Annotated in this window: 26 protein-coding genes; 11 read left to right on the top strand and 15 right to left on the bottom strand. The window is 66.6% G+C overall.

All coding sequences use genetic code 11. The features are described from left to right. Positions 1–148: 148 nt before the first annotated feature. Both ACIBCN_RS37655 and ACIBCN_RS37650 read left to right on the top strand, forming a co-directional pair. Complete coding sequence (locus tag ACIBCN_RS37655; protein WP_396996814.1) at positions 149–991, top strand: SAM-dependent methyltransferase; 843 nt, start codon at positions 149–151, stop codon at positions 989–991. 229 nt (positions 992–1220) lie between these two features. Beyond that, positions 1221–1736, top strand: coding sequence for a hypothetical protein (locus tag ACIBCN_RS37650; RefSeq protein ID WP_396996812.1), 516 nt, complete (start codon positions 1221–1223; stop codon positions 1734–1736). Between the two features lie 241 nt (positions 1737–1977). Here ACIBCN_RS37650 and ACIBCN_RS37645 read toward each other — a convergent pair whose 3' ends face one another. Both ACIBCN_RS37645 and ACIBCN_RS37640 read right to left on the bottom strand, forming a co-directional pair. Beyond that, positions 1978–2568 (bottom strand): DinB family protein, encoded by a 591-nt coding sequence (locus ACIBCN_RS37645; RefSeq protein WP_396996810.1) that lies wholly within the window; start codon positions 2566–2568, stop codon positions 1978–1980. A 50-nt stretch (positions 2569–2618) separates the two neighbouring features. After that, complete coding sequence (locus ACIBCN_RS37640; protein WP_396996808.1) at positions 2619–3236, bottom strand: LysE family translocator; 618 nt, start codon at positions 3234–3236, stop codon at positions 2619–2621. Between the two features lie 110 nt (positions 3237–3346). Here ACIBCN_RS37640 and ACIBCN_RS37635 point away from each other — a divergent pair, with 110 nt between their 5' ends. Continuing rightward, complete coding sequence (locus tag ACIBCN_RS37635; RefSeq protein WP_396996807.1) at positions 3347–3799, top strand: Lrp/AsnC family transcriptional regulator; 453 nt, start codon at positions 3347–3349, stop codon at positions 3797–3799. A gap of 3 nt (positions 3800–3802) precedes the next feature. On the opposite strand, the gene ACIBCN_RS37630 is transcribed toward ACIBCN_RS37635, so the two are convergent. The 3 genes from ACIBCN_RS37630 to clpX form a co-directional block, all read right to left on the bottom strand. Further along, positions 3803–4078 carry a ribosomal protein L7/L12 gene (locus tag ACIBCN_RS37630; protein WP_396996805.1) on the bottom strand — a complete coding sequence of 92 codons (276 nt, stop codon included), beginning with the start codon at positions 4076–4078 and terminating at the stop codon, positions 3803–3805. A gap of 35 nt (positions 4079–4113) precedes the next feature. Further along, positions 4114–4503, bottom strand: coding sequence for an STAS domain-containing protein (locus tag ACIBCN_RS37625; protein WP_396996803.1), 390 nt, complete (start codon positions 4501–4503; stop codon positions 4114–4116). Between the two features lie 261 nt (positions 4504–4764). Then, entirely contained in the window at positions 4765–6045 is a 1281-nt protein-coding gene (clpX, locus tag ACIBCN_RS37620; protein ID WP_150403131.1) for an ATP-dependent Clp protease ATP-binding subunit ClpX, read from the bottom strand. 180 nt (positions 6046–6225) lie between these two features. Here clpX and ACIBCN_RS37615 point away from each other — a divergent pair, with 180 nt between their 5' ends. After that, positions 6226–6507, top strand: a complete 282-nt coding sequence (locus tag ACIBCN_RS37615) for a hypothetical protein (protein WP_396996801.1) — start codon at positions 6226–6228, stop codon at positions 6505–6507. Here the strand turns inward: ACIBCN_RS37615 and ACIBCN_RS37610 are convergent. From ACIBCN_RS37610 to ACIBCN_RS37595, 4 genes are all read right to left on the bottom strand, one after another. Continuing rightward, positions 6495–7166 carry an ATP-dependent Clp protease proteolytic subunit gene (locus ACIBCN_RS37610; RefSeq protein ID WP_396996799.1) on the bottom strand — a complete coding sequence of 224 codons (672 nt, stop codon included), beginning with the start codon at positions 7164–7166 and terminating at the stop codon, positions 6495–6497. The two genes, ACIBCN_RS37615 and ACIBCN_RS37610, sit on opposite strands and share 13 nt — an antisense overlap. Before the next feature lie 65 nt (positions 7167–7231). Next, positions 7232–7822 (bottom strand): ATP-dependent Clp protease proteolytic subunit, encoded by a 591-nt coding sequence (locus tag ACIBCN_RS37605; RefSeq protein WP_396996797.1) that lies wholly within the window; start codon positions 7820–7822, stop codon positions 7232–7234. Positions 7823–8094: 272 nt separating this feature from the next. After that, a complete protein-coding gene (tig, locus tag ACIBCN_RS37600) occupies positions 8095–9507 on the bottom strand; it encodes a trigger factor (protein WP_396996796.1) in 1413 nt (470 codons plus the stop codon). Between the two features lie 169 nt (positions 9508–9676). Continuing rightward, positions 9677–10258 carry an FKBP-type peptidyl-prolyl cis-trans isomerase gene (locus ACIBCN_RS37595; protein WP_396996794.1) on the bottom strand — a complete coding sequence of 194 codons (582 nt, stop codon included), beginning with the start codon at positions 10256–10258 and terminating at the stop codon, positions 9677–9679. A gap of 191 nt (positions 10259–10449) precedes the next feature. Here ACIBCN_RS37595 and ACIBCN_RS37590 point away from each other — a divergent pair, with 191 nt between their 5' ends. The 3 genes from ACIBCN_RS37590 to ACIBCN_RS37580 all read left to right on the top strand — a co-directional run bounded on the left by ACIBCN_RS37590 (position 10450) and on the right by ACIBCN_RS37580 (position 17180). Continuing rightward, a complete protein-coding gene (locus tag ACIBCN_RS37590; RefSeq protein ID WP_396996793.1) occupies positions 10450–12918 on the top strand; it encodes a phosphoketolase in 2469 nt (822 codons plus the stop codon). Positions 12919–12984: 66 nt separating this feature from the next. Next, the gene (locus ACIBCN_RS37585; RefSeq protein ID WP_396996791.1) at positions 12985–14595 is read left to right on the top strand and encodes a 3' terminal RNA ribose 2'-O-methyltransferase Hen1; all 1611 of its coding nucleotides are present in this window, start codon (positions 12985–12987) and stop codon (positions 14593–14595) included. Continuing rightward, entirely contained in the window at positions 14595–17180 is a 2586-nt protein-coding gene (locus tag ACIBCN_RS37580) for a polynucleotide kinase-phosphatase (RefSeq protein ID WP_396996890.1), read from the top strand. Before ACIBCN_RS37585 ends, ACIBCN_RS37580 begins: the two co-directional genes overlap by 1 nt. A gap of 92 nt (positions 17181–17272) precedes the next feature. On the opposite strand, the gene ACIBCN_RS37575 is transcribed toward ACIBCN_RS37580, so the two are convergent. Further along, positions 17273–17851, bottom strand: a complete 579-nt coding sequence (locus ACIBCN_RS37575; RefSeq protein ID WP_396996790.1) for a hypothetical protein — start codon at positions 17849–17851, stop codon at positions 17273–17275. Positions 17852–18040: 189 nt separating this feature from the next. Between ACIBCN_RS37575 and ACIBCN_RS37570 the strand changes: the two genes are divergently transcribed. Then, positions 18041–19267 (top strand): serine hydrolase domain-containing protein, encoded by a 1227-nt coding sequence (locus tag ACIBCN_RS37570; protein ID WP_396996788.1) that lies wholly within the window; start codon positions 18041–18043, stop codon positions 19265–19267. Between the two features lies 1 nt (position 19268). Here the strand turns inward: ACIBCN_RS37570 and ACIBCN_RS37565 are convergent, their stop codons facing one another. Then, a complete protein-coding gene (locus ACIBCN_RS37565; RefSeq protein WP_396996787.1) occupies positions 19269–19664 on the bottom strand; it encodes a DUF1801 domain-containing protein in 396 nt (131 codons plus the stop codon). 68 nt (positions 19665–19732) lie between these two features. On the opposite strand from ACIBCN_RS37565, the gene ACIBCN_RS37560 reads away from it, so the two are divergent. Next, positions 19733–20377: a TetR/AcrR family transcriptional regulator gene (locus ACIBCN_RS37560; protein ID WP_396996786.1), complete on the top strand. Its 645-nt coding sequence runs from the start codon at positions 19733–19735 to the stop codon at positions 20375–20377. A gap of 35 nt (positions 20378–20412) precedes the next feature. Here the strand turns inward: ACIBCN_RS37560 and ACIBCN_RS37555 are convergent, their stop codons facing one another. Then, positions 20413–21183 carry a trans-aconitate 2-methyltransferase gene (locus ACIBCN_RS37555; protein WP_396996784.1) on the bottom strand — a complete coding sequence of 257 codons (771 nt, stop codon included), beginning with the start codon at positions 21181–21183 and terminating at the stop codon, positions 20413–20415. Between the two features lie 276 nt (positions 21184–21459). On the opposite strand from ACIBCN_RS37555, the gene hspQ reads away from it, so the two are divergent. Beyond that, positions 21460–21687 carry a heat shock protein HspQ gene (gene hspQ / locus ACIBCN_RS37550; RefSeq protein ID WP_396996782.1) on the top strand — a complete coding sequence of 76 codons (228 nt, stop codon included), beginning with the start codon at positions 21460–21462 and terminating at the stop codon, positions 21685–21687. On the opposite strand, the gene ACIBCN_RS37545 is transcribed toward hspQ, so the two are convergent. Beyond that, positions 21654–22187, bottom strand: coding sequence for a GNAT family N-acetyltransferase (locus ACIBCN_RS37545; RefSeq protein ID WP_396996781.1), 534 nt, complete (start codon positions 22185–22187; stop codon positions 21654–21656). The genes hspQ and ACIBCN_RS37545 overlap by 34 nt on opposite strands. A 137-nt stretch (positions 22188–22324) precedes the next feature. After that, positions 22325–22753 (bottom strand): ester cyclase, encoded by a 429-nt coding sequence (locus ACIBCN_RS37540; RefSeq protein ID WP_396996780.1) that lies wholly within the window; start codon positions 22751–22753, stop codon positions 22325–22327. A gap of 129 nt (positions 22754–22882) precedes the next feature. Here ACIBCN_RS37540 and ACIBCN_RS37535 point away from each other — a divergent pair, with 129 nt between their 5' ends. Beyond that, positions 22883–23947, top strand: a complete 1065-nt coding sequence (locus ACIBCN_RS37535) for a serine hydrolase domain-containing protein (protein WP_396996778.1) — start codon at positions 22883–22885, stop codon at positions 23945–23947. Positions 23948–23953: 6 nt separating this feature from the next. Here ACIBCN_RS37535 and ACIBCN_RS37530 read toward each other — a convergent pair whose 3' ends face one another. Next, on the bottom strand, positions 23954–24421 hold the full coding sequence (locus ACIBCN_RS37530) for a flavodoxin family protein (RefSeq protein WP_396996777.1): 468 nt from the start codon (positions 24419–24421) through the stop codon (positions 23954–23956). Positions 24422–24541 lie beyond the last annotated feature (120 nt).

Below are 24541 nucleotides of genomic sequence, written 5' to 3'. Positions count from 1 at the left end.
TGCCGATTCGGTACGGATTCGCGGCATGTCGACGAATCACCGGAATATGCTGGCGCCGTAGTCTTTGGCGAGTCGCCACGCGTCGGCGGCAACTTGGTGTGGTGAGCTTGGCAGATTCCTGCGCGGCCACCCCGCGGAGAGGAGCATCATGTCGGACGGCGACGATCAGACAGGTTCACCCTTGCCGGTCACGATCGACACCACCAAACCGCACGAGGCACGTTTCTACGATTACTGGCTCGGCGGGGCGGACAACTATCCGGTCGATCGGATGCTCGGCGACAGGATCGCCGCGCATGTCCCCACCATCCGTACCATGGTGCGCCACAACCGCGCGTTCCTCGGTCGCGCCGTCCGCTATGCGATCACCGAACTGGGCATCACCCAGTTTCTCGACATCGGCACCGGCCTGCCGACCGCCCGCAATACCCACGAGGTGGCCCAGGAGGTGGATCCGGCGGCCCGCGTCGTCTACGTCGACAAGGATCCGCTCGTGCTCGCCCACGCCCGCGCCCTGATGGCCAGTACCCGCGAGGGCAAGACCGCGTTCATCCACGCCGATCTGCACGACCCCGAGTCGATTCTGACCAGCCCGGCGCTCGCCGACACCATCGACCTCGATCGACCGGTCGCCATTACGCTGACCATGATCATGATGTATTTCCGCGATTCGGACGATCCGCACGGCATCATCGCGCGGCTGTTGGCGACGGTGCCCTCCGGCAGCAGCCTGACGATCAGTCACCCCACCGCGGATTTCAATCCGACGGCCACGGCGGAGGCCGCGCAGGCCTGCGAGCGCGCCGGTATCACCATGGTGCCGCGCACCCGCGCCGAGATCGAAAACCTGTTCGCCGGAACAGAAATCGTGGAGCCGGGAGTGGTCACGCTCGAGGACTGGCACCCTGAACTCGCCGAGGAATCCCTATACGAGGTCGATCCCGATGCCGGGCCCGCCTGGATCTGGGCCGGCGTAGGCCGCAAACCCTGATCGGCATTCGAAAGCCCCGATGACGACGCCTGGCTTCCTCGATTAGATTGGCGCAAAGCCCATTTGGGCGAGCTCATGCGCTCGAGCCATCGCGGCGGACTATCTCGTCCACGGGCGCATCCCCGACGTGCCGGCCGTAATGAAACGGCTGTTCGCCGAGCTCGAGCGGACTCGATCCGGACGGCCGTGTCACCCGGCGACGGCGGGCACGCGCACTAGATTGGTCGTCATGTCACGAGATGCAGCAGCGCAGATCAGGGCACTTTTCGCGGACTCGGTGGCCCGTGGATTCGATCCGCGGACGGTGGTGGGCGCCGACGACGCCGAGATCGATGCGATGGCGCGAGCCCAGCGGGTGCCCGCGGTGCCGGTGGCGGTCCGTGAGGTGCTGCGCTTGATGGGTCGCGAGCTGGGCCGCTACGAATCCCTCGGCGGCTCGGGACGTCGGCGGCTCGGTGTCAGCGCGATCTACCCGGAGGACCGCAAACGGGCGGAGAACTTCGCCGAATACGACAGCTCGCTGACCGATCCGGGACACCTGCTGGTGCTGTCCGTGCTCGAACTGGACGAGGGATGGTTCTACGAGGTGGTCGACGGATCGCAAGTGACGGAGCCCGATCCGCCGGTGTGGTTCGGCAGCAGCGACGGCTTCCTGGCCGCGCCGAACTACCCATCGGTGACCGTGTGGTTCGCCGCGATGTGCGCGGAGGTCGAGGGGATGCTCGCCGAGGAGATCGACCGCTAGACATGCGACTGCCCCAAGGCTGAGGTTCGAGGTCAACCTTGGGGCAGTGGGTGTTGCACGAGCCGCGAGTGCCTGCAGGTTGTTCACCCGCGACTCGGTTCTAGCTACCTACCGGAGGACCCGAGGGCGCCCGCAACTCCACCCATGAAGTCGGTGACTGCGATGTATGCAGCGGCGATGGCGACCAAAAGGAACTCCATGACAGATACATCGTCTGCCGCGGCGATTCGTTACCAATGATTTATCGGTGAATTTCCGCCGCTTGCTGGACCCGCGCCACATTGCGCGCCCACCAGTCGGCGTCGCCGACCGCGTCGTGGTCCGCGCCGCCGCGGCCGTCGATCATTTCCCGCAGGATATCGGCGTGACCAGCGTGTTGCGCGGTTTCGGCGACCACGCGGACCAGCAGGGATCCCAGCGTGGTGTGCCGTTTTTCCTCGGGCCACCACGGCACCTCACCCGGCGTGCCGAGTTCGAGCTGCGCGATCGACTCGTCGGAGTGCCGCCACGCCGTCCGGTACAGCGCGAGCAGCTCGTCCTTCGTTTCCTCGGCCGTGGCCCACATGTCGGCACCGTCCCAGATCGACTCGTCCTCGATCCACGGCAGCCGGACGGGTGCCTGCCTGCCGACGCAGTTACCCAGGTAGTCGAATTCGACCCCGGCGACGTGCTTGATCAGGCCGAGCAGATTGGTGGCGCTAGGCGTCATCGGGCGCCGGATGTCGTACTCCGACAACCCGTCCAGCGACGAAAGCAGTCTCTCGCGCGACTGCTGGAGGTATCGGTGCAGATCAGCGGCGATATCGGGGCCAACCGGTTCTGGCGTGTCCATAGCGGCAGGCTAGCCCCAGCCCCCGTCGAGGCGTTGGCCGAATGGCCAACTCACACTAGACGTTCCACTAGCAGCAACGTCCCGATCAGGATCATCGCAACACCGGACACGCGGGTGACGACGCGGGCGGCGGTGGGGCGGGCGCGCAGGACCGTGCGGGCCAAGATGCCGACGCACAGGTAGATCGCGGCGCAGCTCAGCGTGTGGATCAGGCCGAGGGTGCCGATCTGGGCGGCGAGCGGCCACGAGCCGGTGCGGTCGGTGAACTGTGGCAGCAGGGCCAGGAAGAGCAGGATCGCCTTGGGATTCAGTCCGCTGATGCCGATGCCGCGCAACACGCTGGCGCCCCACGGGGCGGGGTTCGCCTGCTCGGGCATGGTGGCGGGAGTGCTCGAGGTGGCTAGGGTCGTGCCGCCGAGCCACATCAGGTACAGCCCGCCGAACACCGTAAGGGCCGTCAGCACAACGGGATTCCGGTCGACCACCGCCGCGACGCCGGCCGCGACCACCGCGGTCAACGCGACATAACCCAGCAGCAGTCCCCCGACGGCGGGCACCACCGATCGCTCACGCAGACCGGCGGAGATCGCGTACGCCCAATCCGCGCCGGGGACAAGGATCAGCAAGACCGACACGGTCCAAAACGCTGCGATGTACCCGACTGCCATCTGGAGCTTCTCCCTTCGAACGAATACCCGAAGGAAGGATAGGTGAGTTGATCAAGCAGGTGATTCCAAGTATTCGCAGCTGAGTGGCCATATATGGAAGGATCTTCCCCATGGATCGCGTCGACCGGAAGATTCTTGCCGAGCTGCAAAAGGACGGGCGTTTGACGATCACCGAACTCGCCGCCCGGGTCCGGCTGAGCCTGTCGCCGTGCCACCGTCGGCTGCGGGAATTGGAACGGTCCGGGGTGATCCGCGGCTATCGCGCGCTGGTCGACGCCGCGGCCATCGGGCTGACGTTCGAAGCGCTGGTCTTCGTGACGATGCGGCAGGAGGATCGCACCACCGTGGCCGCGTTCGAGCAGGCCGTCGCGGAGATCCCGCAGGTGCTGCAGGCACAGCGCCTGTTCGGCGATCCGGATTTTCTGCTACGCGTCGTCGCGGCGGATCTGCCTGCGTTCCAACAGCTTTACGATGAGAAGCTGGCCACGCTACCCGGCGTTCAGCACTTGACCTCGACGCTGGTGATGAAGCACGTGGTGCTCGAACGTCCGGTGCCGCTGTAGAACTCAGTACCGGAAGCGAGATTCGACGGCGTCCTTGGCCTCTTTGAGACCAGCGCCGGTCAGCTCCCGATAGCGCTTGATGGCCTGAATCTTCTTGCCGTCGGCCACGAGTGCGTCGATCTCGACCCAACTGAAAGCGGACCGCGCGGTGGTCGGCACGGTCCGGATCGGTTCAGCGGGAATGGCGGTCACGTTCTCGATCCCCAGGTGCTGGAGGATCAGGTCGACTTTGTAGTTCAGCGCGTCGACCTTGCGCTCGAGACGGTAGCGGGCAAACATGATCGAATCGTAGTGACCGCCACCGCCTCTGAAAACTAGGCGGCGCCGAGCAACGCGTCGGCAAGATTGGCGGCGGTATCGAAAGTCGCGACGTCACCCGCGACCTGCAGCAGCCGATCGACACAGCGCGGGCCGGTGACCAGGCGGATCCGGCGGCCGGTGTGCCCGGCCCAGGCCTGCGCCTCGATCAGCACGTGCAGGCCGGCGACACCGAAGAACGTCACCTGAGACAGGTCTACGACCACCAGCGGCGCGGCGGTATTCAACGAGCCGATCAGCTGGTTCTTGAACTGGTCGGCGGTGTAGAAATCCACCTCGCCCGCGAGCGCGCACAGCGTGACCTGCTCGCTGGGAGCGGTGACGGAGACGCTCAGCCGGGCTTCCGGCTCGGGTCGACTCGGCAATGTCGCTCGACTCGGTGCCATACCTCGGTTCGACATCGGTCTCGACGTGGTACTCGTGGGGAACGTAGCGGGAGCAAGAGGGGTCGACATGAGGATCTCAGTCCTGTCGCGCACGGCAATTGACGTCCGTTGCCGGCAATGCGTTGCGCCCCGGGCTGCACATGCGCTCCAGAGCTAGGCTGTCTGCTCAACCCTGAATACCAGGTACCCAGAATGGGGGGTCTTTACACAAAGGAAAAAGCCACCGCGGTGTGCGATGGCTTTTCTCAGATCAGCTCGGGCCTATGCCGACTTCTCGCGGCGTTCGGTCCGCTGCGCCTTGCGCGGCACGATGGTCGGCAGCACGTTCTCGGTGACGGTGTCGGAGTCGACGACCACCTTGGCGACGTCATCGCGGCTGGGGATGTCGTACATCACCGGCAGCAGGACTTCCTCCATGATGGCGCGCAGGCCACGAGCACCGGTGCCGCGCAGGATCGCCTGATCGGCGATCGCTTCCAGTGCGTCGGTGGTGAATTCGAGGTCGACGCCGTCCATCTCGAACAGTCGAACGTACTGCTTGACCAGCGCGTTCTTCGGCTCGGAGAGGATCTTGACCAACGATTCCTTGTCCAGGTTGGTCACCGAGGCGACGACCGGAAGGCGGCCGATGAACTCGGGGATCAAGCCGAACTTGATCAGATCCTCCGGCATCACCTCGGCGAAGTGATCGGCGGTGTCGATCTCGGACTTGGACCGCACCTCGGAGCCGAAGCCGATGCCGCGGTGGCCGGTGCGCTCGGAGACGATCCGCTCCAGGCCCGCGAACGCGCCCGCGACGATGAACAGCACGTTGGTGGTGTCGATCTGGATGAACTCCTGGTGCGGGTGCTTGCGTCCGCCCTGCGGCGGCACACTCGCCTGCGTGCCCTCCAGGATCTTCAGCAGCGCCTGCTGCACGCCCTCGCCGGAGACGTCGCGCGTGATCGACGGGTTCTCGCTCTTGCGGGCGATCTTGTCGACCTCGTCGATGTAGATGATGCCGGTCTCGGCGCGCTTCACGTCGTAATCGGCGGCCTGGATCAGCTTCAGCAGGATGTTCTCGACGTCTTCACCGACATACCCGGCCTCGGTGAGCGCGGTCGCGTCGGCGATGGCGAACGGGACGTTGAGCATCTTGGCCAGCGTCTGCGCCAGGTAGGTCTTGCCGCAGCCGGTGGGGCCGAGCATGAGGATGTTCGACTTGGTCAGCTCGACGACCTCGCCGCGGCTGTCGCGGCCCTTGTCGCCGGCCTGAATGCGCTTGTAATGGTTGTAAACGGCCACCGCGAGGGTGCGCTTGGCGGTGTCCTGCCCGATCACGTAGTTCTCCAGGAAGTCCCGGATCTCCGCGGGCTTGGGCAGCTCATCGAGCTTGACCTCGCTGGACTCGGCGAGCTCCTCCTCGATGATCTCGTTGCATAGATCGATGCACTCGTCGCAGATGTACACCCCTGGTCCCGCAATGAGCTTCTTGACCTGCTTCTGGCTCTTTCCGCAGAACGAGCACTTGAGCAGATCGCCGCCATCTCCGATGCGCGCCATCTCGTGGGTCCCTACTTCCTTGTCCGCGTGCAACCGTCCGTCCAGGTTGCCAGCTATCTGCCGCGTTACTTGTCAGCGCCACCGGCCGTGATCGCAAACGCATCGACCGGTTCCGGTGGGTGAGGCAGTGCTGTCAACCAGGAGCAAAGGTCCCTAGGTTGACCGTACCTGTTGTGTGCGATGGAGGTCGACAACTCGAGCATGTTTCTCGGCCGGGTTGTGCGAGTTCTCACCGCACCGGAGCGCGTTGTGTCCGTTCAGCGGCCTTTTCGTGCGCCGGCCGCTTATTTCATCGAGGCTGAAGACCTGAGCGTTTCCGGGCCAGCCGTGACACTGAAGCAGTCCGGCCGGGCAGCACGCCACGAGGCACACTTCCCGGCCGGAATTCCCTGGGTTACAGCAACTTACGAGCGAATCGCCGCCGGGATCGGCGATTCTCCCTGTTCATCTCACTTCTTCTGAGCGCTGAGCTTGCGGTAGTCGAACACCTGGTCGATGATCCCGTATTCCTTGGCCTCCGCGGCGGTCAGGATCTTGTCGCGGTCGGTGTCCTTGCGGATCTGATCCGCGTCCTTGCCGGTGTGGTGGGCCAGCGTGGTCTCCATCAGGCGACGCATCCGCTCGATCTCGGCGGCCTGGATCTCCAGGTCCGACACCTGCCCCTGGATGCCACCCTCCAGCGACGGCTGGTGGATCAGCACGCGGGCGTTGGGCAGGCAGGCGCGCTTGCCGGGGGTACCGGCGGCGAGCAGCACGGCCGCGGCCGAGGCGGCCTGGCCGAGGCAGACGGTCGCGACATCGGCACGCACGTACTGCATGGTGTCGTAGATGGCCATCAGCGAGGTGAACGAGCCACCGGGCGAGTTGATGTACATGGTGATGTCGCGGTCGGGATCGAGCGACTCGAGCACCAGCAACTGCGCCATGACGTCGTTCGCCGACGCGTCGTCCACCTGCACGCCGAGGAAGATGATGCGCTCCTCGAACAGCTTGTTGTACGGGTTGGACTCCTTGACGCCGAAGCTCGAATGCTCGATGAACGACGGCAGGATATAGCGCGACTGGGCGCCCTGCGGTGCCATACCGCCGAGCGCTGCGCGTGGGTCAAACTGGTTGGCCATCTTCGTCTCCAAAGTCTGTGTGTGTAAGCCGCGGATGCGCTGAACGGACAAAGGTCCGGAGGGCGCTAGTTGTCGCTTACGCCGTTGGTCTGGTTGGCGTGGCTGATCACCCGATCGATGAAGCCGTATTCCAGCGCCTGCTTGGCGGTGAACCAGCGGTCGCGGTCGGCGTCGAGCGCGACCTGCTCCACGGACTTGCCGGTGTGCAGCGCCTGCAGCTCGTTGAGTTCCCGCTTGGTGTGCGCGAACTGCTCGGCCATGATCGCGATGTCGGCGGCGGAACCACCGATGCCCGCGGACGGCTGGTGCATCATGATCCGGGCGTGCGGCAGGGCAAAGCGCTTGCCCTTGGTGCCCGCGGTGAGCAGGAACTGCCCCATCGACGCGGCCAGGCCCATGCCGAAGGTGGCGATGTCGCACTCGGCGAACTGCATGGTGTCGTAGATGGCCATACCCGCGGTCACCGAACCACCGGGCGAGTTGATGTAGAGCGCGATGTCCTTGGTCGGATCCTCCGCCGTGAGAAGCAGGATCTGCGCGCAGAGCTTATTCGCGATGTCGTCGTCGACCTGGGTGCCGAGGAAGATGATGCGATTGGTAAGCAGCCGCTCGTACACCGAATCGCTGAGGTTGAGACCAGCAGTCGCGGATGTCATGACGACCCCTGCCTGATTGACTGTCACGGATACCTGCCTTTTCTTACCGGCTCGTTGGCCGACGGCCATCTCTGGTTCGTTGTCACAAACATTAACGAAGCAGGGCGGCACCGAACTCCCGGTACCGCCCTTCTTCGCTCACAGCGCAACTTCGCTAGCGCTCAGTTGCACTGTTCGCGAGGGCGCGCTGTGTTTTTGGTTCACTCGCTTCGCTCGTTCACAGCGCAATCAGCGCAGCTCGCAGCCACTCGTCACGCTGGCATTTCATAAAACTATTCGGCCTTCGCCGCGGCGGTCTCGGTCGACTCGTCGTCGGCGGCCACGTCGGTGATCACCTCGACATCGTCGGCGTCGACAGAATCATCTGGGGCACCGAACATTTCGGCGGTGTCCACCGCGTTGCCCTCGGAGTCTGTCACCTTCACCTTGCCGACAACGCCCGCGAGGGCCTTGCCACGCCGGACGTCGGCGAAGATCGCGCCGAGCTGGCCCGCCTGCTGCACCTGCTGGATGAACTGCTCCGGCGCCAGGCCGTAGCGCTGCGACTGGAACAGGATCCGCTCGGTGAGCTCGTCCTGGCCGACCTGGGTGTTCTCCGCCTCGGCGATGGCGTCCAGCAGCAGCTGGGTGCGCACCGACTTCTCGGCGGACTCCTTGGCGTCCTTGTCGAACTCCTCGCGGCTGGAGCCCTGGGCCTCCAGCGCCTCGGCCAGCTTGGCCTCGTCGTGGTCGAAGCCGTGCACGGCGTCGTGGGTGACGGCGTCGATCTCGGCCTGCACGACCGCCTCGGGCAGCGGCACCTCGACCTGCTCGAGCAGGGTCTCCAGCACCTTGTCGCGGATCTGGCCCGCCTGCTCGACCTTCTTGCTGCGCTCGACCCGGCCGCGCAGGTCGGTCTTCAGCTCGTCGAGGGTGTCGAATTCGCTTGCCAGCTGGGCGAAGTCGTCGTCGGCCTCGGGCAGCTCGCGCTCCTTGACGGACTGCACGGTGACCTTGATGACGGCTTCCTTGCCCGCGTGCTCACCGGCGACCAGGGTCGAGGTGAAGTCCTTGGACTCGCCGGCCGACAGGCCGATCAGCGCCTCGTCCAGGCCCTCGATGAGCTGGCCGGAGCCGACCTCGTGGGACAGGCCGGTGGTGGCCGCCTCGGGGACATCCTCGCCATCGACAGTCGCCGACAGGTCGATGGAAACGAAGTCGCCCTCCTGCACCGCGCGCTCGACACCGGTGAGGGTGCCGAAGCGCTGGCGCAGCGACTGCAGCTGCTCGTCGATGTCCTCGTCGCCGATGGTGAAGGTGTCGACGGTGACCTCGATGGTCTCGTAGTCCGGCAGCGTGAGCTCCGGGCGGACGTCGACCTCGGCGGTGAACGCCAGCTCTTCGCCGTCTTCGATCTTGGTGATCTCGATCTCCGGCTGGCCGATGACCTTCACGTCGGCCGCGGTGACGGCCTCGCTGTAGCGACCGGGCAGCACGTCGTTGACGACCTGCTCCAGCACCGCGCCGCGGCCGAGACGAGCCTCGAGCAGCTTGGCCGGGGCCTTGCCTGGACGGAAGCCGGGGATCTTGACCTGCTTGGCCAGTGCCTTGTACGCGCGATCGAAGTCCGGCTTCAGTTCCTCGAAGGGCACCTCGACATTGATCCGGACCCGGGTCGGGCTCAGCTGCTCGACGGTGCTCTTCACGGACATGCTCCTTGTTCGTCGTCTGTTCTGGTTGAGACGCGATCCCCCGCTGTCCCGGACTTCTACCGGGACCCCGGCACCCGCCGGGTTGGCGAGGGACGCGGCGTACGCATCCCGACCAGGTTAGTTGACCGGCCGGGGCGGGCTGCACTCGGCCGCTTTTCGGGTCCTACTTGCCGACCGCCACCGCGTCGGTGACGAAGACCAGCGTCTCGTTCGGCGCGATGCCGCTGCGACCGCTGGCGCCGTAGCCGAGGTCCGGCGGCACGATCAGCAGTCGGCGCGCGCCCTGCTGCACGCCGACAAGTCCCTGGTCCCAGCCGGGAATGACCTGTCCGCCACCGAGGGTGAGCTGGAACGGAGTGCCGCGATCGAACGAGCTGTCCTTCTTCTGCCCGTTGGACCAGGTGATCAGCGCGTAGTTCATGGTGAGCTGCTGACCCGAGGCCGCGCCGGGGCCGGTGCCCTGGATGAGGTCCTTGGTGATGAGCTTCTTGGGCGGGTCGCAATTGTCGGGGAGGGTGATCTTCGGGGCGGTGCCGAAGTCGCCGCTCACGCCGATGTCCTCCGCGGTGCATTCCCGGCCCTTGCTTGCGGCGGGTGCGCCCTGCGCCGACGCGGTGGCCTTCGCGACGGAGGAAGGGGAAGAAGAAGGAGTCGACGACGCCTTGTCGTCCGAGCCACAGGCGACCAGAGTGAACGCTGCCGCGGCCATGGTGCCGATCCCGATGATCCTGCCGAGTGTGTGCATGCGGCGGACCCTAGACCATCGCGGCGGCGAAGGCCCGAGTCGACCTTCCGCACCGCGAAATCCCATTAGGCTGGCCGATGAATCCTTCATCCGGCGATGCCGATGGTGATCGGAATCCGTACCGGACTGGTGAACGCGGTTCCGCTGGGTACCGCTCCCACACGGCCCGAGAACGTGAGGAGAGTCGGCACATGACCCACATGGCGAGCGCGGGTGGCGACACCGCGGCGGACAATGTCGGCAGCGCCAGCGGCGAGACGGTCGCGCCGCGGTCCTATCGGCTGGGCGAGGTAGCCGGGCCGCTGGAGCCCGACGAACTGGTGTCGATGGACGCCTGGTGGCGGGCGGCGAATTACCTGGCCGTCGGGCAGATCTATCTGATGGCGAATCCGCTGCTGCGGGAACCGCTGCGGGCCGAACACATCAAGCCGCGGCTGCTCGGCCATTTCGGCACGGTGCCCGGTTTGAATCTGGTGTGGGTGCACGCCAACCGGGCGATCCGGCAGCGTGGGCTCAATGCGGTGTTCGTGGCCGGGCCGGGTCACGGCGGGCCGGGGCCGAACGCGTGTGGCTGGCTGGAGGGCACGTACTCCGAGCTGTACAGCCACATTCCGCAGGACGCGGCGGGCATGGGTACGTTCTTCGGGCAGTTCTCCTTCCCCGGCGGGGTGCCGAGCCACTGCGCACCGGAGACGCCCGGGTCGTTTCACGAGGGCGGCGAACTCGGCTATTCGCTCATGCATGCCTTCGGCGCGGCGCTGGATCAGCCGGATCTGACGGTGTTCTGTGTGATCGGTGACGGCGAGGCGGAGACCGGCCCGCTGGCCACCAGCTGGCATGCCAACAAGTTCCTCAATCCGGCGCGCGACGGTGCGGTACTGCCGATCCTCGCGCTGAATCAGTACAAGATCGCCAATCCGACCATCCTGGCGCGGATTCCGGAGACGGAGCTGGTTTCGCTGCTGCGCGGGTACGGCTACGAGCCGATCATCGTGTCGGGCAGCGAGCCGGCGGCGGTGCACCAGGCGATGGCGGTCGCGGTCGATACCTGTATGGAACGCATCGCGCAGATCCAGCGGGCCGCGCGCGGCGGCACCGACGGGGTGCGGCCGACCTGGCCGATGATCGTGTTGCGCACGCCGAAGGGCTGGACCTGTCCGCCGATGGTGGACGGCGATCCGGTCGAGGGCACCTTCCGCGCGCATCAGGTACCGCTGCCCGCGGCGCGCACCGACGCGAATCATCGTGCGGTGCTGGAACAGTGGCTGCGGTCCTATCGTCCGGAGGAGCTGTTCGACGAGTCGGGCAGGCCGGTGTCGGAACTGCTCGACCAGGTGCCCGTCGGCGATCAGCGGATGAGCGCCAACCCGGTGGCCAACGGCGGCACGCTCGTTCGCGACCTGAACCTGCCGGATTGGCGCGACTTCGGGGTCGAGGTCGCCACGCCGGGCGGGTCGCAGCACGAGGCGACCAGGGTGCTCGGCGGCTGGTTGCGCGAGGTCACCCGGAACAACCCGGACAACTTCATCACCTTCGCGCCGGACGAGCTGGCCAGCAACCGGCTACAGGACATCCTCGAGGTGACCGGCCGCAACTGGCAGGCCGAGATCGATGAATACGACGAGAAGCTCGACCGCACCGGCCGGGTGATCGAGGTGTTGTCGGAGCACATGTGCCAGGGACTGCTGGAGGGCTATCTGCTGACCGGCAGGCACGGGGTGTTCACCTGCTACGAGGCGTTCATCCACATCGTCGACGCGATGTTCAACCAGCACGCGAAGTGGCTCGACGCGAGCGCGGCGGTGCCGTGGCGGCGGCCCATCGCGAGCCTCAATTACCTGCTGTCCTCGCATGTTTGGCGGCAGGACCACAACGGGTTCACGCATCAGGACCCTGGATTCCTGGACGTGGTGCTCAACAAGAAGGCCTCGATCGTGCGGGTCTATCTGCCGCCGGACGCCAACACCCTGTTGTCCACCTACGACCACTGCCTGCGCTCGCGGCACTACGTGAACGTGGTGGTGGCGGGCAAACAGCCGCAGGCGGACTGGCTTTCGGTGAACGACGCGGCCGAGCACTGCGCGCGCGGGATCGGCATCTGGGACTGGGCCGGGCACAACGACGAGCTCGGCACCATTCCGGATGTGGTGCTGGCCTGCGCCGGTGACGTGCCGACGCTGGAAACCCTTGCGGCGGCGGCGATTCTGCGCGATCGGCTGCCCGGCTTGCGGGTTCGGGTGATCAATGTGGTCGATCTGACGCGGCTGCAGCCGCAGGACGATCACCCACATGGGTTGCCCGACAGCGAGTTCGACACGTTGTTCACCCATGACCGGCCGGTGATCTTCGCCTTCCACGGGTACCCGTGGCTGGTGCACCGGCTCACCTACCGGCGGGCCAATCACGCCGGACTGCACGTGCGCGGATATCAGGAGCGCGGCACCACCACCACGCCGTTCGACATGGTGATGCTCAATGATCTGGATCGGTTTCACCTGGTGATGGATGTGATCGACCGGGTGCCGAATCTGGGCGAGCGAGCGGCGGGATTGCGGCAGGAAATGGTGGACGCGCGGTGGGAGGCGCGGGCGTGGACTCGCGAGCACGGGGAAGACATCCCCAGGGTCGCGGACTGGACTTGGCCGTATCCGACCTCTTGAGAGTCGATCGGTGGCCAGGATGAAACTTCCTTGCGCAGGTTACGGCGGCTAAGCGACGATCGCTAGATGCTCCTGACGATCACCTGCACACCACCGGACGGCGCCGCATGGCCGGCGACCGACCTGGGATTCTTGCTGCACAAGAATCCCGACCGGGTGCAGGCGTTCGAGCAGTCCTACGGCACGGCGCACGTGGTGTATCCGGAGGCTACGGCCGCCCGGTGTACCGCGGCGCTGGTGCTGGAGATCGATCCGATCCGGCTGGTGCGTGGACGTTCAGGTGGCACACCGGATTTCAGTCTCGGACAGTACGTCAACGATCGGCCGTATGCGGCGTCGTCGCTGTTGTCCGTCGCGATCGGCGCGGTGTTCCGCACCGCGCTGCACGGGCGGTGCACGCTGCGGCCGGAGCTTGTCGAGACCGCGCTGCCGTTGCGTATCGAGCTGCCCGCGGTGCCGTGTCGCGGCGGGGCGGAGGTGACGGAACGGGTGTTCGCGCCGCTCGGGTGGACGGTGACGGCCACTCCCCTGCGGTTGGATCCGGCGTTCCCGGAGTGGGGTGACTCACATTACCTGCGGGTCGAGTTGTCCGGGACCGTGCGCCTGGCCGACGCGCTTTCGCATCTCTACGTGCTGTTGCCGGTGTTGGACGGGGCCAAGCACTACTGGGTCGCCGCTGACGAGGTCGACAAGCTGATCCGGGCTGGTGGCGGGTGGCTGGCCGAGCATCCGGAGCGTGGCTGGATCGCGCGGCGGTACCTGGCGCGACGACAGTCGCTGGTGCGTACCGCGCTGGCGCGGCTGGCCGAGGTGGAAGAGGTGGAGCCGGAGGCATTGGACGCGGTGGAGGAGGTGGACGACGGTGACTCGAGCGAGGTCGGGCCGACCACTGCTACCAGCGAAACACCATCCGTGACAGGAAAAGTGGCCGCAATCGATAGCGACGGCGGTGGGACCATGACCGACGGCCTCGGCGCGCGGATGGACCATGAGCACGGCGAGGTCGAAACGACGCGGAACACGCCGTCTCTGGCGGTGACTCGGCGTGCCGCTGTGCGCACCGCACTGCACGAGGTCGGTGCCCGGCGGGTGCTCGATCTCGGTTGCGGCGAGGGCACGCTGCTGCGGGAGTTGCTGTCGGACAAGGCATTCACCGAGATCGTCGGTGTGGACGTGTCGATGCGGGCGTTGCATATCGCCGAACGCAAGCTGCGGCTGGAGCGGATGCCGGAACGGGTGGCGCGGCGATTGACGCTGCGGCAGGGCGCGCTCACCTACACCGATGCCCGGTTGCGCGGTTATGACGCCGCGGTGCTGATGGAGGTCATCGAGCACGTGGATCTGCCGCGTCTCGGTGCGCTCGAGCACGCGGTGTTCGCGGCTGCGGCGCCGGGCGCGGTGCTCGTCACCACGCCCAACGCGGAGTTCAATGTGCGCTACGAGACGTTGGCGGCCGGTACGTTTCGGCATGCCGATCACCGATTCGAGTGGACCAGAGCGGAATTCGCGGCCTGGGCCGACGCGGTGGCGGCGCGGCACGGGTATACGGTGCGGTTCGTGCCGATCGGCGCGCCGGACCCGGAGTTCGGTGCGCCGACGCAAATGGCGGTATTCACTAAGAACGAGTTCGACAACACCGAGGTCACGGCGACTTCGACGAGGGAAGGGGTGGCATGATGGCGGAACTTTCGGTCCCCGAGCTGTCCCTGGTGGTGTTGATCGGCAGCACCGGATCGGGCAAGTCGACGTTCGCGCGCAAGCACTTTCGGTCGACGGCGGTGGTGTCGTCGGACGCGTGTCGCGGCGTCGTGAGCGACGACGAGAACGACCAGTCGGCCACCGCCGAGGCGTTCGCCCTGCTGCACCACATCGCGGGTGTTCGACTGCGGCGCGGACTGCGTACGGTCGTCGACGCGACCAACGTGCAGGCCAAGTCGCGACAGGAATTGATCGCGGTGGCGCGGGCGCACGATGTGCTGCCGGTGGCGATCGTGCTGGATGTGCCGGATTCGGTATGCCTGGAACGTAATTCGTCGCGTCCGGACCGGGCCGCGCTCGGTGCGCACGTGGTGGCCCGGCAGCAGCGCGAGCTGCGGCGCAGCCTGCGCGGGCTGGAGCGCGAGGGCTTCCGCAAGGTGTATGTGTTGCGCGGGGTCGCGGAGGTCGAAGCGGCGACCATCGTCGACGAGAAGGCGTGGAACGACAAGCGGGAACTCACCGGACCGTTCGACGTGATCGGTGACGTGCACGGCTGCCGCGGCGAATTGGAAACGCTGCTCGGCGAACTCGGCTATGCCCTCGACCGCGACGACGCGGGCCGCGCGATCGGTGCGGGTCATCCGGCGGGTCGCACCGCGGTGTTCGTCGGCGACCTGGTCGATCGCGGGCCGGATACCCCCGGCGTGCTGCGGCTGGTGATGGGCATGGTGGCGGCGGGAACCGCGCTGTGCGTCACCGGGAATCACGAGAACAAGCTCGTGCGCGCCCTCGACGGCAAGCAGGTCCGGGTGGCGCACGGTCTGGCCGAGTCGCTGGCGCAGCTCGACGCCGAGGACGAGGTTTTCCGCAAGGCGGCGCACGAATTCTGCCGCGGGCTGGTGAGCCACTACGTCCTCGACGGCGGCAAGCTCGTCGTCGCGCACGCGGGGCTGAAGGAGGAGTTCCACGGGCGCGCGTCTGGCCGGGTGCGGTCCTTCGCCATGTACGGCGAGACCACCGGGGAGACAGACGAATACGGGCTGCCGGTGCGCTACCCGTGGGCCAACGACTACCGCGGCCGCGCCACCGTGCTGTACGGGCACACGCCGGTGCTCGACCTGCAGTGGGTGAACAACACGCTGTGCCTGGACACCGGCGTGGTGTTCGGCGGCAGGCTGTCGGCGCTGCGCTACCCCGAGCGTGAGCCGGTTTCGGTTGCGGCGGAGTCGGTCTGGTACGAACCGGTGCGGCCGTTGGCGGCCACCACGATCAGCACGGCCGAAGGTGTGGTGCATCGGGATCCCGGCGTACTCGACCTGGACGACGTGATCGGCCGGCGCGTGGTGGAGACCCGGCACCACGGCAGGGTCGGCGTGCAGGAGGAAAACGCCTGCGCCGCACTGGAAGTGATGAGCCGGTTCGCCGTCGACCCGCGCTGGCTGGTGTATCTGCCGCCGACGATGTCGCCGTGCGCGACGTCAGAGCTGCCGGGCTACCTGGAGCACCCGGCGGAGGCTTTCGCGTACTACCGTGGCGAAGGGGTCGACCAGCTCGTGTGCGAGGAGAAGCACATGGGGTCGCGGGCGGTGGTCCTGGTTGCCCGGTCCGCACCGGCCGCGCGAGACCGTTTCGGCGTCGACGACGGCGGCACCGGCGTGATCTACACCCGCACCGGTCGCCCGTTCTTCGACGACCCGGTACATACCGAGACGCTGCTCGCCCGGGTACGCGTGGCCGCGGAGACCGCCGGGCTGTTCGACGAGTTGGGCAGCGATTGGCTGCTGCTCGACACCGAGCTGATGCCGTGGTCGGCGAAGGCAATCGGCTTGCTGCGCAACCAGTACGCGGCCGTCGGTACGGCGGCGCGGGCGGCGCTGAGCGCCACCGCCGAGGTGCTGGCGGCGGTGGCGGAACGGGGCATGGATGTCGGCGATCTCGCGAGCCGTACCGGCGCGCGCAAGGACGATGCAGCAGCGTTCACCGACGCGTACGGCCGCTACTGCTGGCCGGTCGAAGGCATGGCCGGACTCCGGCTCGCGCCGTTCCAGATCCTTGCTGGCGAGGGCGCGAATTATGCCGTGCGCGAGCATGATTGGCACCTTGCGCGGATCGACCGACTGGTCGCGGCCGACGCCGAGCTGTTCGCGCCGACGGGACGCGTGTTCGTCGACCTGACCGACCAGGACAGCGCAGCGGCCGCCACCGCATGGTGGACCGAACTCACTGCGGCGGGCGGCGAAGGCATGGTGGTCAAGCCGCGACAGGCGCTGGTTCGCGGGCCGAAGAAGTCCGAAGGGGACGGCAGACTGGTGCAGCCCGCCGTGAAATGCCGTGGCTCCGAATACCTCCGGATCATCTACGGCCCGGAATACCTGCGCGAGAACAACCTCGACCGCCTGCGTTCCCGCGGCCTCGGCCGCAAGCGCTCAATGGCATTGCGCGAGTATGCCCTCGGTCTCGAGGCGCTGGACCGGCTCGCCGCGGGCGAACCCCTGTGGCGAGTACACGAGGCCGTCTTCGCAGCGCTCGCACTGGAGTCGGAACCGGTCGATCCGAGGTTGTGACGGGGCGCGGATCCTGGACCCTGCGCAGCCGCCCAACTTCTGACATCCGCGCGCGTGTCAGTACGGCAAGTTGTCGCGCCGGCTTCGCGGCGTCAGGTTCGTCCGGTCCAGTGGTCGACGATCCACCGCTCATCGGCGGTTGCGTTGGCGGCCAACGCGTTCGGTTCGGCAGGCTGTAAGTCCGGGGTCAGGTGTTGTTTGTCCTGCTGGGAGAACGAGCGCCTGGTCCCCACGTCGTAGGTCATCCGCGTGCGCAGCGTGCTGGCGATGACACGGATGTGGTCGAAGGTTTCGGCGTCGATGGTCTGATCCGCCGCCGCCGACCAACGCTCGGAGGCGCGGACGGCCCGCACTGTTCTCTGCAAGGCGACGCGCGCCTCCCGGGTCTCCGTCGACAGATATAACCCGCCCACGTCGAAGTACCAGTCCATCATCCACTCCGAGACCTGCGCCAGCTCGTCGCGGGTCGGGCGGCTGTCCCGGAACGCGGCCAGCGGCTTCGTCTTCCGCCAGAGTTCGCAGTACGCGTCCAGCCGGAGCGTGCGCAAGCTCTCGTCGTACTTGGCTTCCAGGTCCTTCCGGACCTTCCACTGAATCCCCAAGTAGGTGCCAATCGCCGAAACCAGCAGCCCGATCAGGCCGGACAGCAGCGCGGCGACAAGATTGTTCACCTCACAAAGTGTCGCACGACCAGGGGAAATTCGGCGCTCAGCCGCGAATCACCGGTCGCACAGCACCCCGGCAACTGTCTCAGACCCATTGCACGCGACAACTGACACGCGTTACCGTGGGTGTTAGCAAGCTGCTTGCAAGTGTTACCGCGGCGGCTTGGCTTGCGTACTGGACAAAGGAGTCTGACCATGCCGTTAGCGAGCTCGGACAGTCCCGGGACCATGCTCATCGACGACCGCTTCACCCTCGTGGCCGCGAAGTTCTTCGGCCTGTTCCGGCGCAAGCGGCAGGGCGGCGGCGCCCTCGCGGTCTACCTGCACGGCGCACCCGTGCTGGACATCTGGGCAGGCTGGGCGGACAGCGAGCGGCGCTGGCACGCCGACACGATGGCGCTGTCGTATTCGACCGGCAAGGGCGTCGCGGCCACGCTCATCCACCGGCTGGCCGAACGGGGTGTGCTCGACTACGAGGCGCCGGTGGCGACCTACTGGCCGGAGTTCGCGGCGAACGGTAAGGCCGCCATCACCGTCCGCGACGTGCTGAATCACCGCGCGGGATTACAGCGCACCCGCGGGCTGGTCGACGACCCGGCGGATCTACTCGACCACGATGCCTTGGCAGCCGCCATCGCCGCCTCCGCGCCGGACCCGCTGCGGCTGCGCGCGACCGGTTATCACGGGCTCACCTTCGGCACCATCGTCGCGGAGATCGCGCAGCGCGCCACCGGGCGCCCGTTCCCCGAACTGATCCGCACCGAACTGGCGGAACCGTTGGGCGACAACGACTTCTACTTCGGCGTTCCGCAGCATCAGCGGCATCGACTGGCCAAGCTCTCGCCGCGACTAGGTGTCGCGCGGGTGCCGTTCGACCGGATGATCGCCCCGTTCGCCTCGATGCGCGCCGTGCACTCGGCGCGCGGTGCGGTGTACGACGGGTGGGCGGACATGACGCTGGGCGAGCAGCCCTACGACACGATAATGCCCGGCTGGAACGGGGTTTTCACGGCCCGGTCACTGGCGAAAATGTATGGCGCGATCGCCAACGACGGCATGGTCGGGCACCGCAGGCTGCTGCGACCGGAGACCACCCGGCTGATCGCGCAGATGCCGCCGAACGGGCGGTTCGACTATGTGCTCGGCGCCGCACCGCATTTCGCGCTCGGCTACCACCGCGGCATCGTCGGCACCAAGCTGACCCGGCAGGCGTTGGGGCACTTCGGGATCGGCGGCTCCGGCGGCATCGCGATACCCGGGCTCGGCCTGTCCGTCGCGTTCGTCACCAATCACCTCGGCAACCATGCGATGTCATTGGGCGACGCGCGGCTGCCGGTACTCGCCATGCTCGCGCAGCGAGCTGCCCGAGGCCTGGAAGACACTGGCGAACTGCCGGATTCACTCGACGTCGCGGTCGGCTGAGTCAGCTTTCGCGTTTGAGCTTGCGCCAGCCACCGGCGCGATTGTTCGCGATGATCTGCTGGAACATCGCGAGAAGCGGTGCGGCAGGGACTTTTTCGCCTTCTCGCACAGAGACGGTTCGTGCCGTCTTGTTGTCGTGCCCCGCGGTGATGATGCCGTCGGGGTCCGCCACCATGGCTCCGTCGTAGAGGAAGACGTTGACGTGCGTCTTCGCCGCGAGCAGGGCACAGATATTGCCGTCGAGCACGAAGTACGGCTGCACGGTGCGCTTGATGGTCTCGACGACCGCCGGGTCGGCGGCGTGCACCAGCTCGCGCACCTCCCGGCAGATCGCTTGCTGCCAGGCGGGCAGCGCGTCGATATAGGTGTCGACGCGCGGATCAGCCTCGTAGGACATGAGCCGATCCAAACACACACCGGCTCCACCGGTGACCGTTTCTCGCCAGCCTGAGTACGATCGACCGTATGGAAAGTGGCCCCGACTCCGCGGTCCTCGCCCGGCGCGAGCCCGCCGAGATCACCGACAAGCGCCTGCTCCGCGGAGCGAAGACGCGACAGACCGTGCTGCGGCACGCGGTCGACATCGCCTCGCTGGACGGGCTGGAGGGGCTGAGCTTCGGCAGGCTCGCCACCGATGCGGGGCTGAGCAAGGCGGGCATTCAGACGCTGTTCAAGACCAAGGAAGCCCTGCAGCTGGCCGCCATCGACTACGCGCGTGACCTGTTCGTCGAGGCGGTGGTCGAACCGGCCACGCCCGCGCCACACGGTGTCCCCCGGTTTCGGGCGCTGGTCGAGAACTGGCTGGCCTATGTCGAGAGCCCGCTGTTCGCCGGTGGCTGCTTCTGGGTGGCGAACATGCCCGAACAGGACAGCAGGCCGGGACCGGTCCGCGACGCGCTGTTCCGCGATCGCCAGGCGTGGGTGCGCACCCTCGAGCGTGAACTGCGGCACGCGGTGACCGCGGGCGAGATCGTCGAGATCGACGCGGAGCTCGCGGCTTTTCAGATCGACGCCGTGCTGTGCGCGACCAACACGGCGCTGCGCCTCGACGACAACAACGCGATCCGCCGCGCGTGGCGCGTCATCGACGGCTTCCTGACTTCGCCCTGACCGCGGGCGGCAGGAACCGGCCGCGCGAATACGGCTCAGGCCGAAGGCTTGTGCGCGACCGCGAAGATTCGGCGGAACGGGAACCAGGTGGTGCCGTCGGATCTGGCCGGGTAAGCCACGCGCAACCGGGGTGCCAGTTCGGTGCGGAATTCGCGCCAGTCTTCGTCATCCAAGGCCGCGCGGAGCGGTCGCAGTGCGGTGCCGGATACCCACTCCAGCACCGGATCCGGCCCCGAAAGTCGTTGCAGGTATATGGTTTCCCACACGTCGACCACCGTGTCGTCGACCGCGAGGACGGTTGCGTATTCAGCGGGTCCGGATACCGCATCGGCACTGCGCAAGGCGATCTCGCCCAACTTCGCCTGCCAGCGCGCTTCGGTTGCCAGCGCGCGGATCTCCCGGTGTGATGGCGCGTCGAAGTTGCCGGGCACCTGCATAGCGAACCAGGCGCCGGGCGGCAGCGCGTCGAGCCATTCCGGGAGCAGCGTCAGGTGATCCGGAACCCATTGCAGGACAGCGTTACTGACGACGACATCGGTCTCGGCCTCCGGCGCCCAGTCGTTGACATCGAGGACTCTGGCGTCTATCCCCCGCTCCCGCGCCTCCTGAACCATCTCCGGCGAGGAGTCGAGCGCGTCCAGTTGTGCGTCCGGCCATCGTTCGGCGAGCACACCGGTGAGATTGCCCGGACCACAGCCCAAATCGATTACGCGGCGCGGCTTTTCGGCGTCGATCCGGCCGATCAGCTCGAAGAACGGGCGTGCCCGGTGATCGGCGAAGTCCAGATATTTCTTCGGATCCCACATACGAAACCCTTCTCGTAAACAGTACGAGCGTACTTAGTACGATTGTACTGTATGCCATCCCCCCTCGGTGACGCCGCGCGCGCCGCCGACCCGAACGCAGCTCACGGGGAAGAAACCGACCAGTTTGCCATGCGTAGTGCAGGGGTACTCGGTTAGAACGATCACCTGCGGCAGGTGCCGCTCGGATCCGCGTTGCCGCCCCGGTCGGTACCGGTTGATCAATGTCGTTGCACGCAAGCCAGATACAGTGAGCTGTATCGGAAAGGTGCGTGAATCATGACGGAACCCAAATTCGCGATCGGCGATCGAGTCCGCCACGTATCCATGGGTCATCACGGTGTCGTAGTCGCTGTCGACAAAGAACACTCCACCGCCCACGACAGCAACGACCTCAGCCTCAACCAAGCCATCCGCGCCAGCCCCTGGTACAAGGTGACGCTGGAAGACGAACAAGGCCAGCCGGTCGACAGCTACCTCTCCGAATCCCAACTGGACTCCGAATAGCCAGAACCTGGCTGGATCAACTCCGGCAGCACCTTTGCCATCCTGCTGTGCTGCCGTCCATCGGCCCCGGAGCATCCGGCGTCGTCGAATCCGTTGCGCCGGTAGAGCGCAATAGCACGTTCATTGTCGGGCGAGACCGTGAGCAGCAGCATCCCGATACCAGCCTGCATCGCCCACCGCTCGACCGCCTGCACCAGGCGATCCCCGATCCCCTGCCCCCGCGCTACCCGGCTGACCCACAGCGTGCCGAGCTCAGCCACGCCGTCCCGCGCCCCGGGGAAGCCGCTCACCATACCGACCGGCCGCCCATCCAGCACGGCAATCACATTGCACGATCCCGGAATGCTCAGCCGACCCCGCCACCGCTCCTCCTGATCACCGTCGCCCTGCCAATCCGCGAGCTGCGACGCGAACGCCTCCGGTGCATCCGCCAGCGCCGCGAGCCGCAGTTCTCGCCAGACCTGCCAATCATCCGAACCCACCACCCGCACACCGATCACGATGCGAGAGTGCCCGTCTGCGAGGGTGCACCGCAATCGACGATCTGCAGCTGGACAAGCGATCACGTGGAACTGGTGCTGGCGCGCTCTCGGGCGATGCCTGCACCAGTTCCACGTGATCGGCCGACCAACTCGGCTCAGGCCGAGGCCAGCTGTTGTCTGAGGGAGAAGGTGTCGACCAGGCCCCAGATCTCCGTGATTCGGCTGTCGGCGAAGCGCAGGAAGAAGACCTCGTGGTAGCTGACGGAGGTGCCGGTTGGGGCGAGGCCCTGGAAGTCGCCCTGGTGGGTGCCGGTGACGAGCGATCTGCAGACGACCTTGTCGCCCTTGGCAATCACGTCCTCGATCGCCACGTGAATATCGGGGAAGGCCTGTAGGAGCATTGCCCACACTTGCGCGAGTGCGTCGGCGCCCTTAGCAGTGGCCGGTAGTGGGGTGTGCAGCAGGGCCGCTGGGTCGACGACCTCGTGGATGGTCTGCGAGATCGCTTTCAGGTCACCGGTATTCACGACGTCATGAAAGCGCCGGAAGATCGTGGTGTTGGTCGTTTCCTGGTCTGACGACATCAGGTGCTCCTCGAGTCGGGTGAACGGGCTGTCCATAAGAGCGACGCCGGGCGAGGAATGTGACGGGGTGCTATAGGTCCCCCGGAAAACAAGTGGCTGGACGGGGTCGGAGCGGGCTAAGTTGCGCTGATGGCGGAGATCCAAGGCCGGTGTGCTGACCGGTTCGGTGCGGTCGCGGAGGCCTTGACGGTCTCGTTGGATGGCGATGATGTCGGCGCTTCGGCGGCGGTGTATGTCGACGGTGAAGCGGTGGTCGATATTTGGGGTGGGTATGTCGACGCGGCGCGCACGGTGGCGTGGGAGCGGGACACCATCGTCAATGTGTGGTCTACGACCAAGACGATGGTGGCGCTGTGTGCGTTGATTTTGGCGGATCGGGGCGAGCTCGAGTTGGACGCGCCGGTCGCCGCGTATTGGCCGGAGTTCGCGGCGGCGGGGAAACAGGATGTGCTGGTGCGGCATCTGCTGGGTCACACTGCGGGACTACCGGTTTGGGATGAACCGATCACCGCGGCCGATCTGTACTCGTGGCCGACCGTGACGGCTCGGCTGGCCGCACAGGCTCCGCAGTGGGAACCCGGGAGTACCGGCGGATATCACTCGATCACGTTCGGCTACTTGGTGGGCGAGGTCATCGCGCGGGTGACCGGACGCAGCGTCGGCAGGTTTTTCGCCGAGGAGGTGGCGGGGCCGCTCGGCGCGGACTTTCATATCGGGCTGGCCGCTGAGCACGATCATCGGGTGGCGACACTGATCGCCGCACCCGAGGGCGATAAACCCGAGGGGTTCGAGGTCGGGGTCGCCGATGCCAATACAGCGGCCTGGCGGCGGACGGAGATACCCGCCGTCAACGGCCACGGCAACGCCCGCTCCGTCGGCCTGGTGCAGTCCGTGCTGGCGTGCGGCGGCACCGTCGGCGGCGTTCGACTGTTGTCGGAGGCGGGCTGCGCGCGGGTCTTCGAGGAGCAGTTCCGTGGGACCGATCGCATTCTGGGCCAACCGATTCGGTGGGGCATGGGCTACCGCCTGGAGAGCCGCACCTGCTCGTGGGGCGGTTGGGGCGGCTCGCTGGTGCTCGTCGACTTCGACCGTCGGATGACGGTGTCGTATGTGATGAACCAGGTGCTGTGGGACGCAGGCTACGACCGGTCCCTCAGCGTCCTGATGGCCGCCTACGAAGCGGTCACCGCCTGAGTCGGTTCAGGCCGCGATGTGGGCTCGGAGCCGTTCCGCGAACGTGCGTGCCGCCGCGAGGTCGGCGCCGTTCGGCCGGTCCTTTCGGATACCGCCGACGAGCTTGAACGGAGCGTAGGTGTCGAAGGCGCGGCAGGAGAAGGTGTCGGTGACCTCGAAGCCCTTCTGCTGCAGCAGCTTTACCAGCGGGCGGGAGAAGCGCTGGAAGCGTGCCTCGGGAAAACCGCTGGTGGCGAAGACGAAGGCCTTGCGCCGCGGTTCCTGCGGAAGGGATTCGACGAACTCACGCAACTGGGCGTGGAAGGAGCCGAGGAAGATGCCCGAGCCGAACCCGACGAGGTCGTAGCCGGCGAGTTCGGCCGGATCGATCTGATCGGGAGTGACAACTCGGGCCGAGAGCACTTGGCCCATGAGGTCGGCGATTCTTTTCGTGTTGCCATGGGACACCGAGGTGCACACGAGGATGGCCTTCATGACGATGCTCCTTCATGTTGTGTTGATCCGGTCATCCTCGGAGACACCGCCCGATCCGCGACCGTGACATCCGGACGACTGTGGTCTCGATCACTTTCGTGGTACGCGATAACGCGTTGC

It is taken from the genome of Nocardia sp. NPDC051052 (assembly GCF_044456045.1).
Lineage (GTDB): Bacteria > Actinomycetota > Actinomycetes > Mycobacteriales > Mycobacteriaceae > Nocardia.
Note: the sequence above shows the minus strand (reverse complement) of the source record. Positions and strands in the feature narration are given on the sequence as shown.

Coding starts and splice junctions, on each gene's coding strand:
- ACIBCN_RS37655 (WP_396996814.1), top strand. CDS start 149: ATGTCGGACGGCGACGATCAGACAGGTTCACCCTTGCCGGTCACGATC.
- ACIBCN_RS37650 (WP_396996812.1), top strand. CDS start 1,221: ATGTCACGAGATGCAGCAGCGCAGATCAGGGCACTTTTCGCGGACTCG.
- ACIBCN_RS37645 (WP_396996810.1), bottom strand. CDS start 2,568: ATGGACACGCCAGAACCGGTTGGCCCCGATATCGCCGCTGATCTGCAC.
- ACIBCN_RS37640 (WP_396996808.1), bottom strand. CDS start 3,236: ATGGCAGTCGGGTACATCGCAGCGTTTTGGACCGTGTCGGTCTTGCTG.
- ACIBCN_RS37635 (WP_396996807.1), top strand. CDS start 3,347: ATGGATCGCGTCGACCGGAAGATTCTTGCCGAGCTGCAAAAGGACGGG.
- ACIBCN_RS37630 (WP_396996805.1), bottom strand. CDS start 4,078: ATGTTTGCCCGCTACCGTCTCGAGCGCAAGGTCGACGCGCTGAACTAC.
- ACIBCN_RS37625 (WP_396996803.1), bottom strand. CDS start 4,503: ATGGCACCGAGTCGAGCGACATTGCCGAGTCGACCCGAGCCGGAAGCC.
- clpX (WP_150403131.1), bottom strand. CDS start 6,045: ATGGCGCGCATCGGAGATGGCGGCGATCTGCTCAAGTGCTCGTTCTGC.
- ACIBCN_RS37615 (WP_396996801.1), top strand. CDS start 6,226: ATGGAGGTCGACAACTCGAGCATGTTTCTCGGCCGGGTTGTGCGAGTT.
- ACIBCN_RS37610 (WP_396996799.1), bottom strand. CDS start 7,166: ATGGCCAACCAGTTTGACCCACGCGCAGCGCTCGGCGGTATGGCACCG.
- ACIBCN_RS37605 (WP_396996797.1), bottom strand. CDS start 7,822: ATGACATCCGCGACTGCTGGTCTCAACCTCAGCGATTCGGTGTACGAG.
- ACIBCN_RS37595 (WP_396996794.1), bottom strand. CDS start 10,258: ATGCACACACTCGGCAGGATCATCGGGATCGGCACCATGGCCGCGGCA.
- ACIBCN_RS37590 (WP_396996793.1), top strand. CDS start 10,450: ATGACCCACATGGCGAGCGCGGGTGGCGACACCGCGGCGGACAATGTC.
- ACIBCN_RS37585 (WP_396996791.1), top strand. CDS start 12,985: ATGCTCCTGACGATCACCTGCACACCACCGGACGGCGCCGCATGGCCG.
- ACIBCN_RS37580 (WP_396996890.1), top strand. CDS start 14,595: ATGGCGGAACTTTCGGTCCCCGAGCTGTCCCTGGTGGTGTTGATCGGC.
- ACIBCN_RS37570 (WP_396996788.1), top strand. CDS start 18,041: ATGCCGTTAGCGAGCTCGGACAGTCCCGGGACCATGCTCATCGACGAC.
- ACIBCN_RS37565 (WP_396996787.1), bottom strand. CDS start 19,664: ATGTCCTACGAGGCTGATCCGCGCGTCGACACCTATATCGACGCGCTG.
- ACIBCN_RS37560 (WP_396996786.1), top strand. CDS start 19,733: ATGGAAAGTGGCCCCGACTCCGCGGTCCTCGCCCGGCGCGAGCCCGCC.
- ACIBCN_RS37555 (WP_396996784.1), bottom strand. CDS start 21,183: ATGTGGGATCCGAAGAAATATCTGGACTTCGCCGATCACCGGGCACGC.
- hspQ (WP_396996782.1), top strand. CDS start 21,460: ATGACGGAACCCAAATTCGCGATCGGCGATCGAGTCCGCCACGTATCC.
- ACIBCN_RS37540 (WP_396996780.1), bottom strand. CDS start 22,753: ATGTCGTCAGACCAGGAAACGACCAACACCACGATCTTCCGGCGCTTT.
- ACIBCN_RS37535 (WP_396996778.1), top strand. CDS start 22,883: ATGGCGGAGATCCAAGGCCGGTGTGCTGACCGGTTCGGTGCGGTCGCG.
- ACIBCN_RS37530 (WP_396996777.1), bottom strand. CDS start 24,421: ATGAAGGCCATCCTCGTGTGCACCTCGGTGTCCCATGGCAACACGAAA.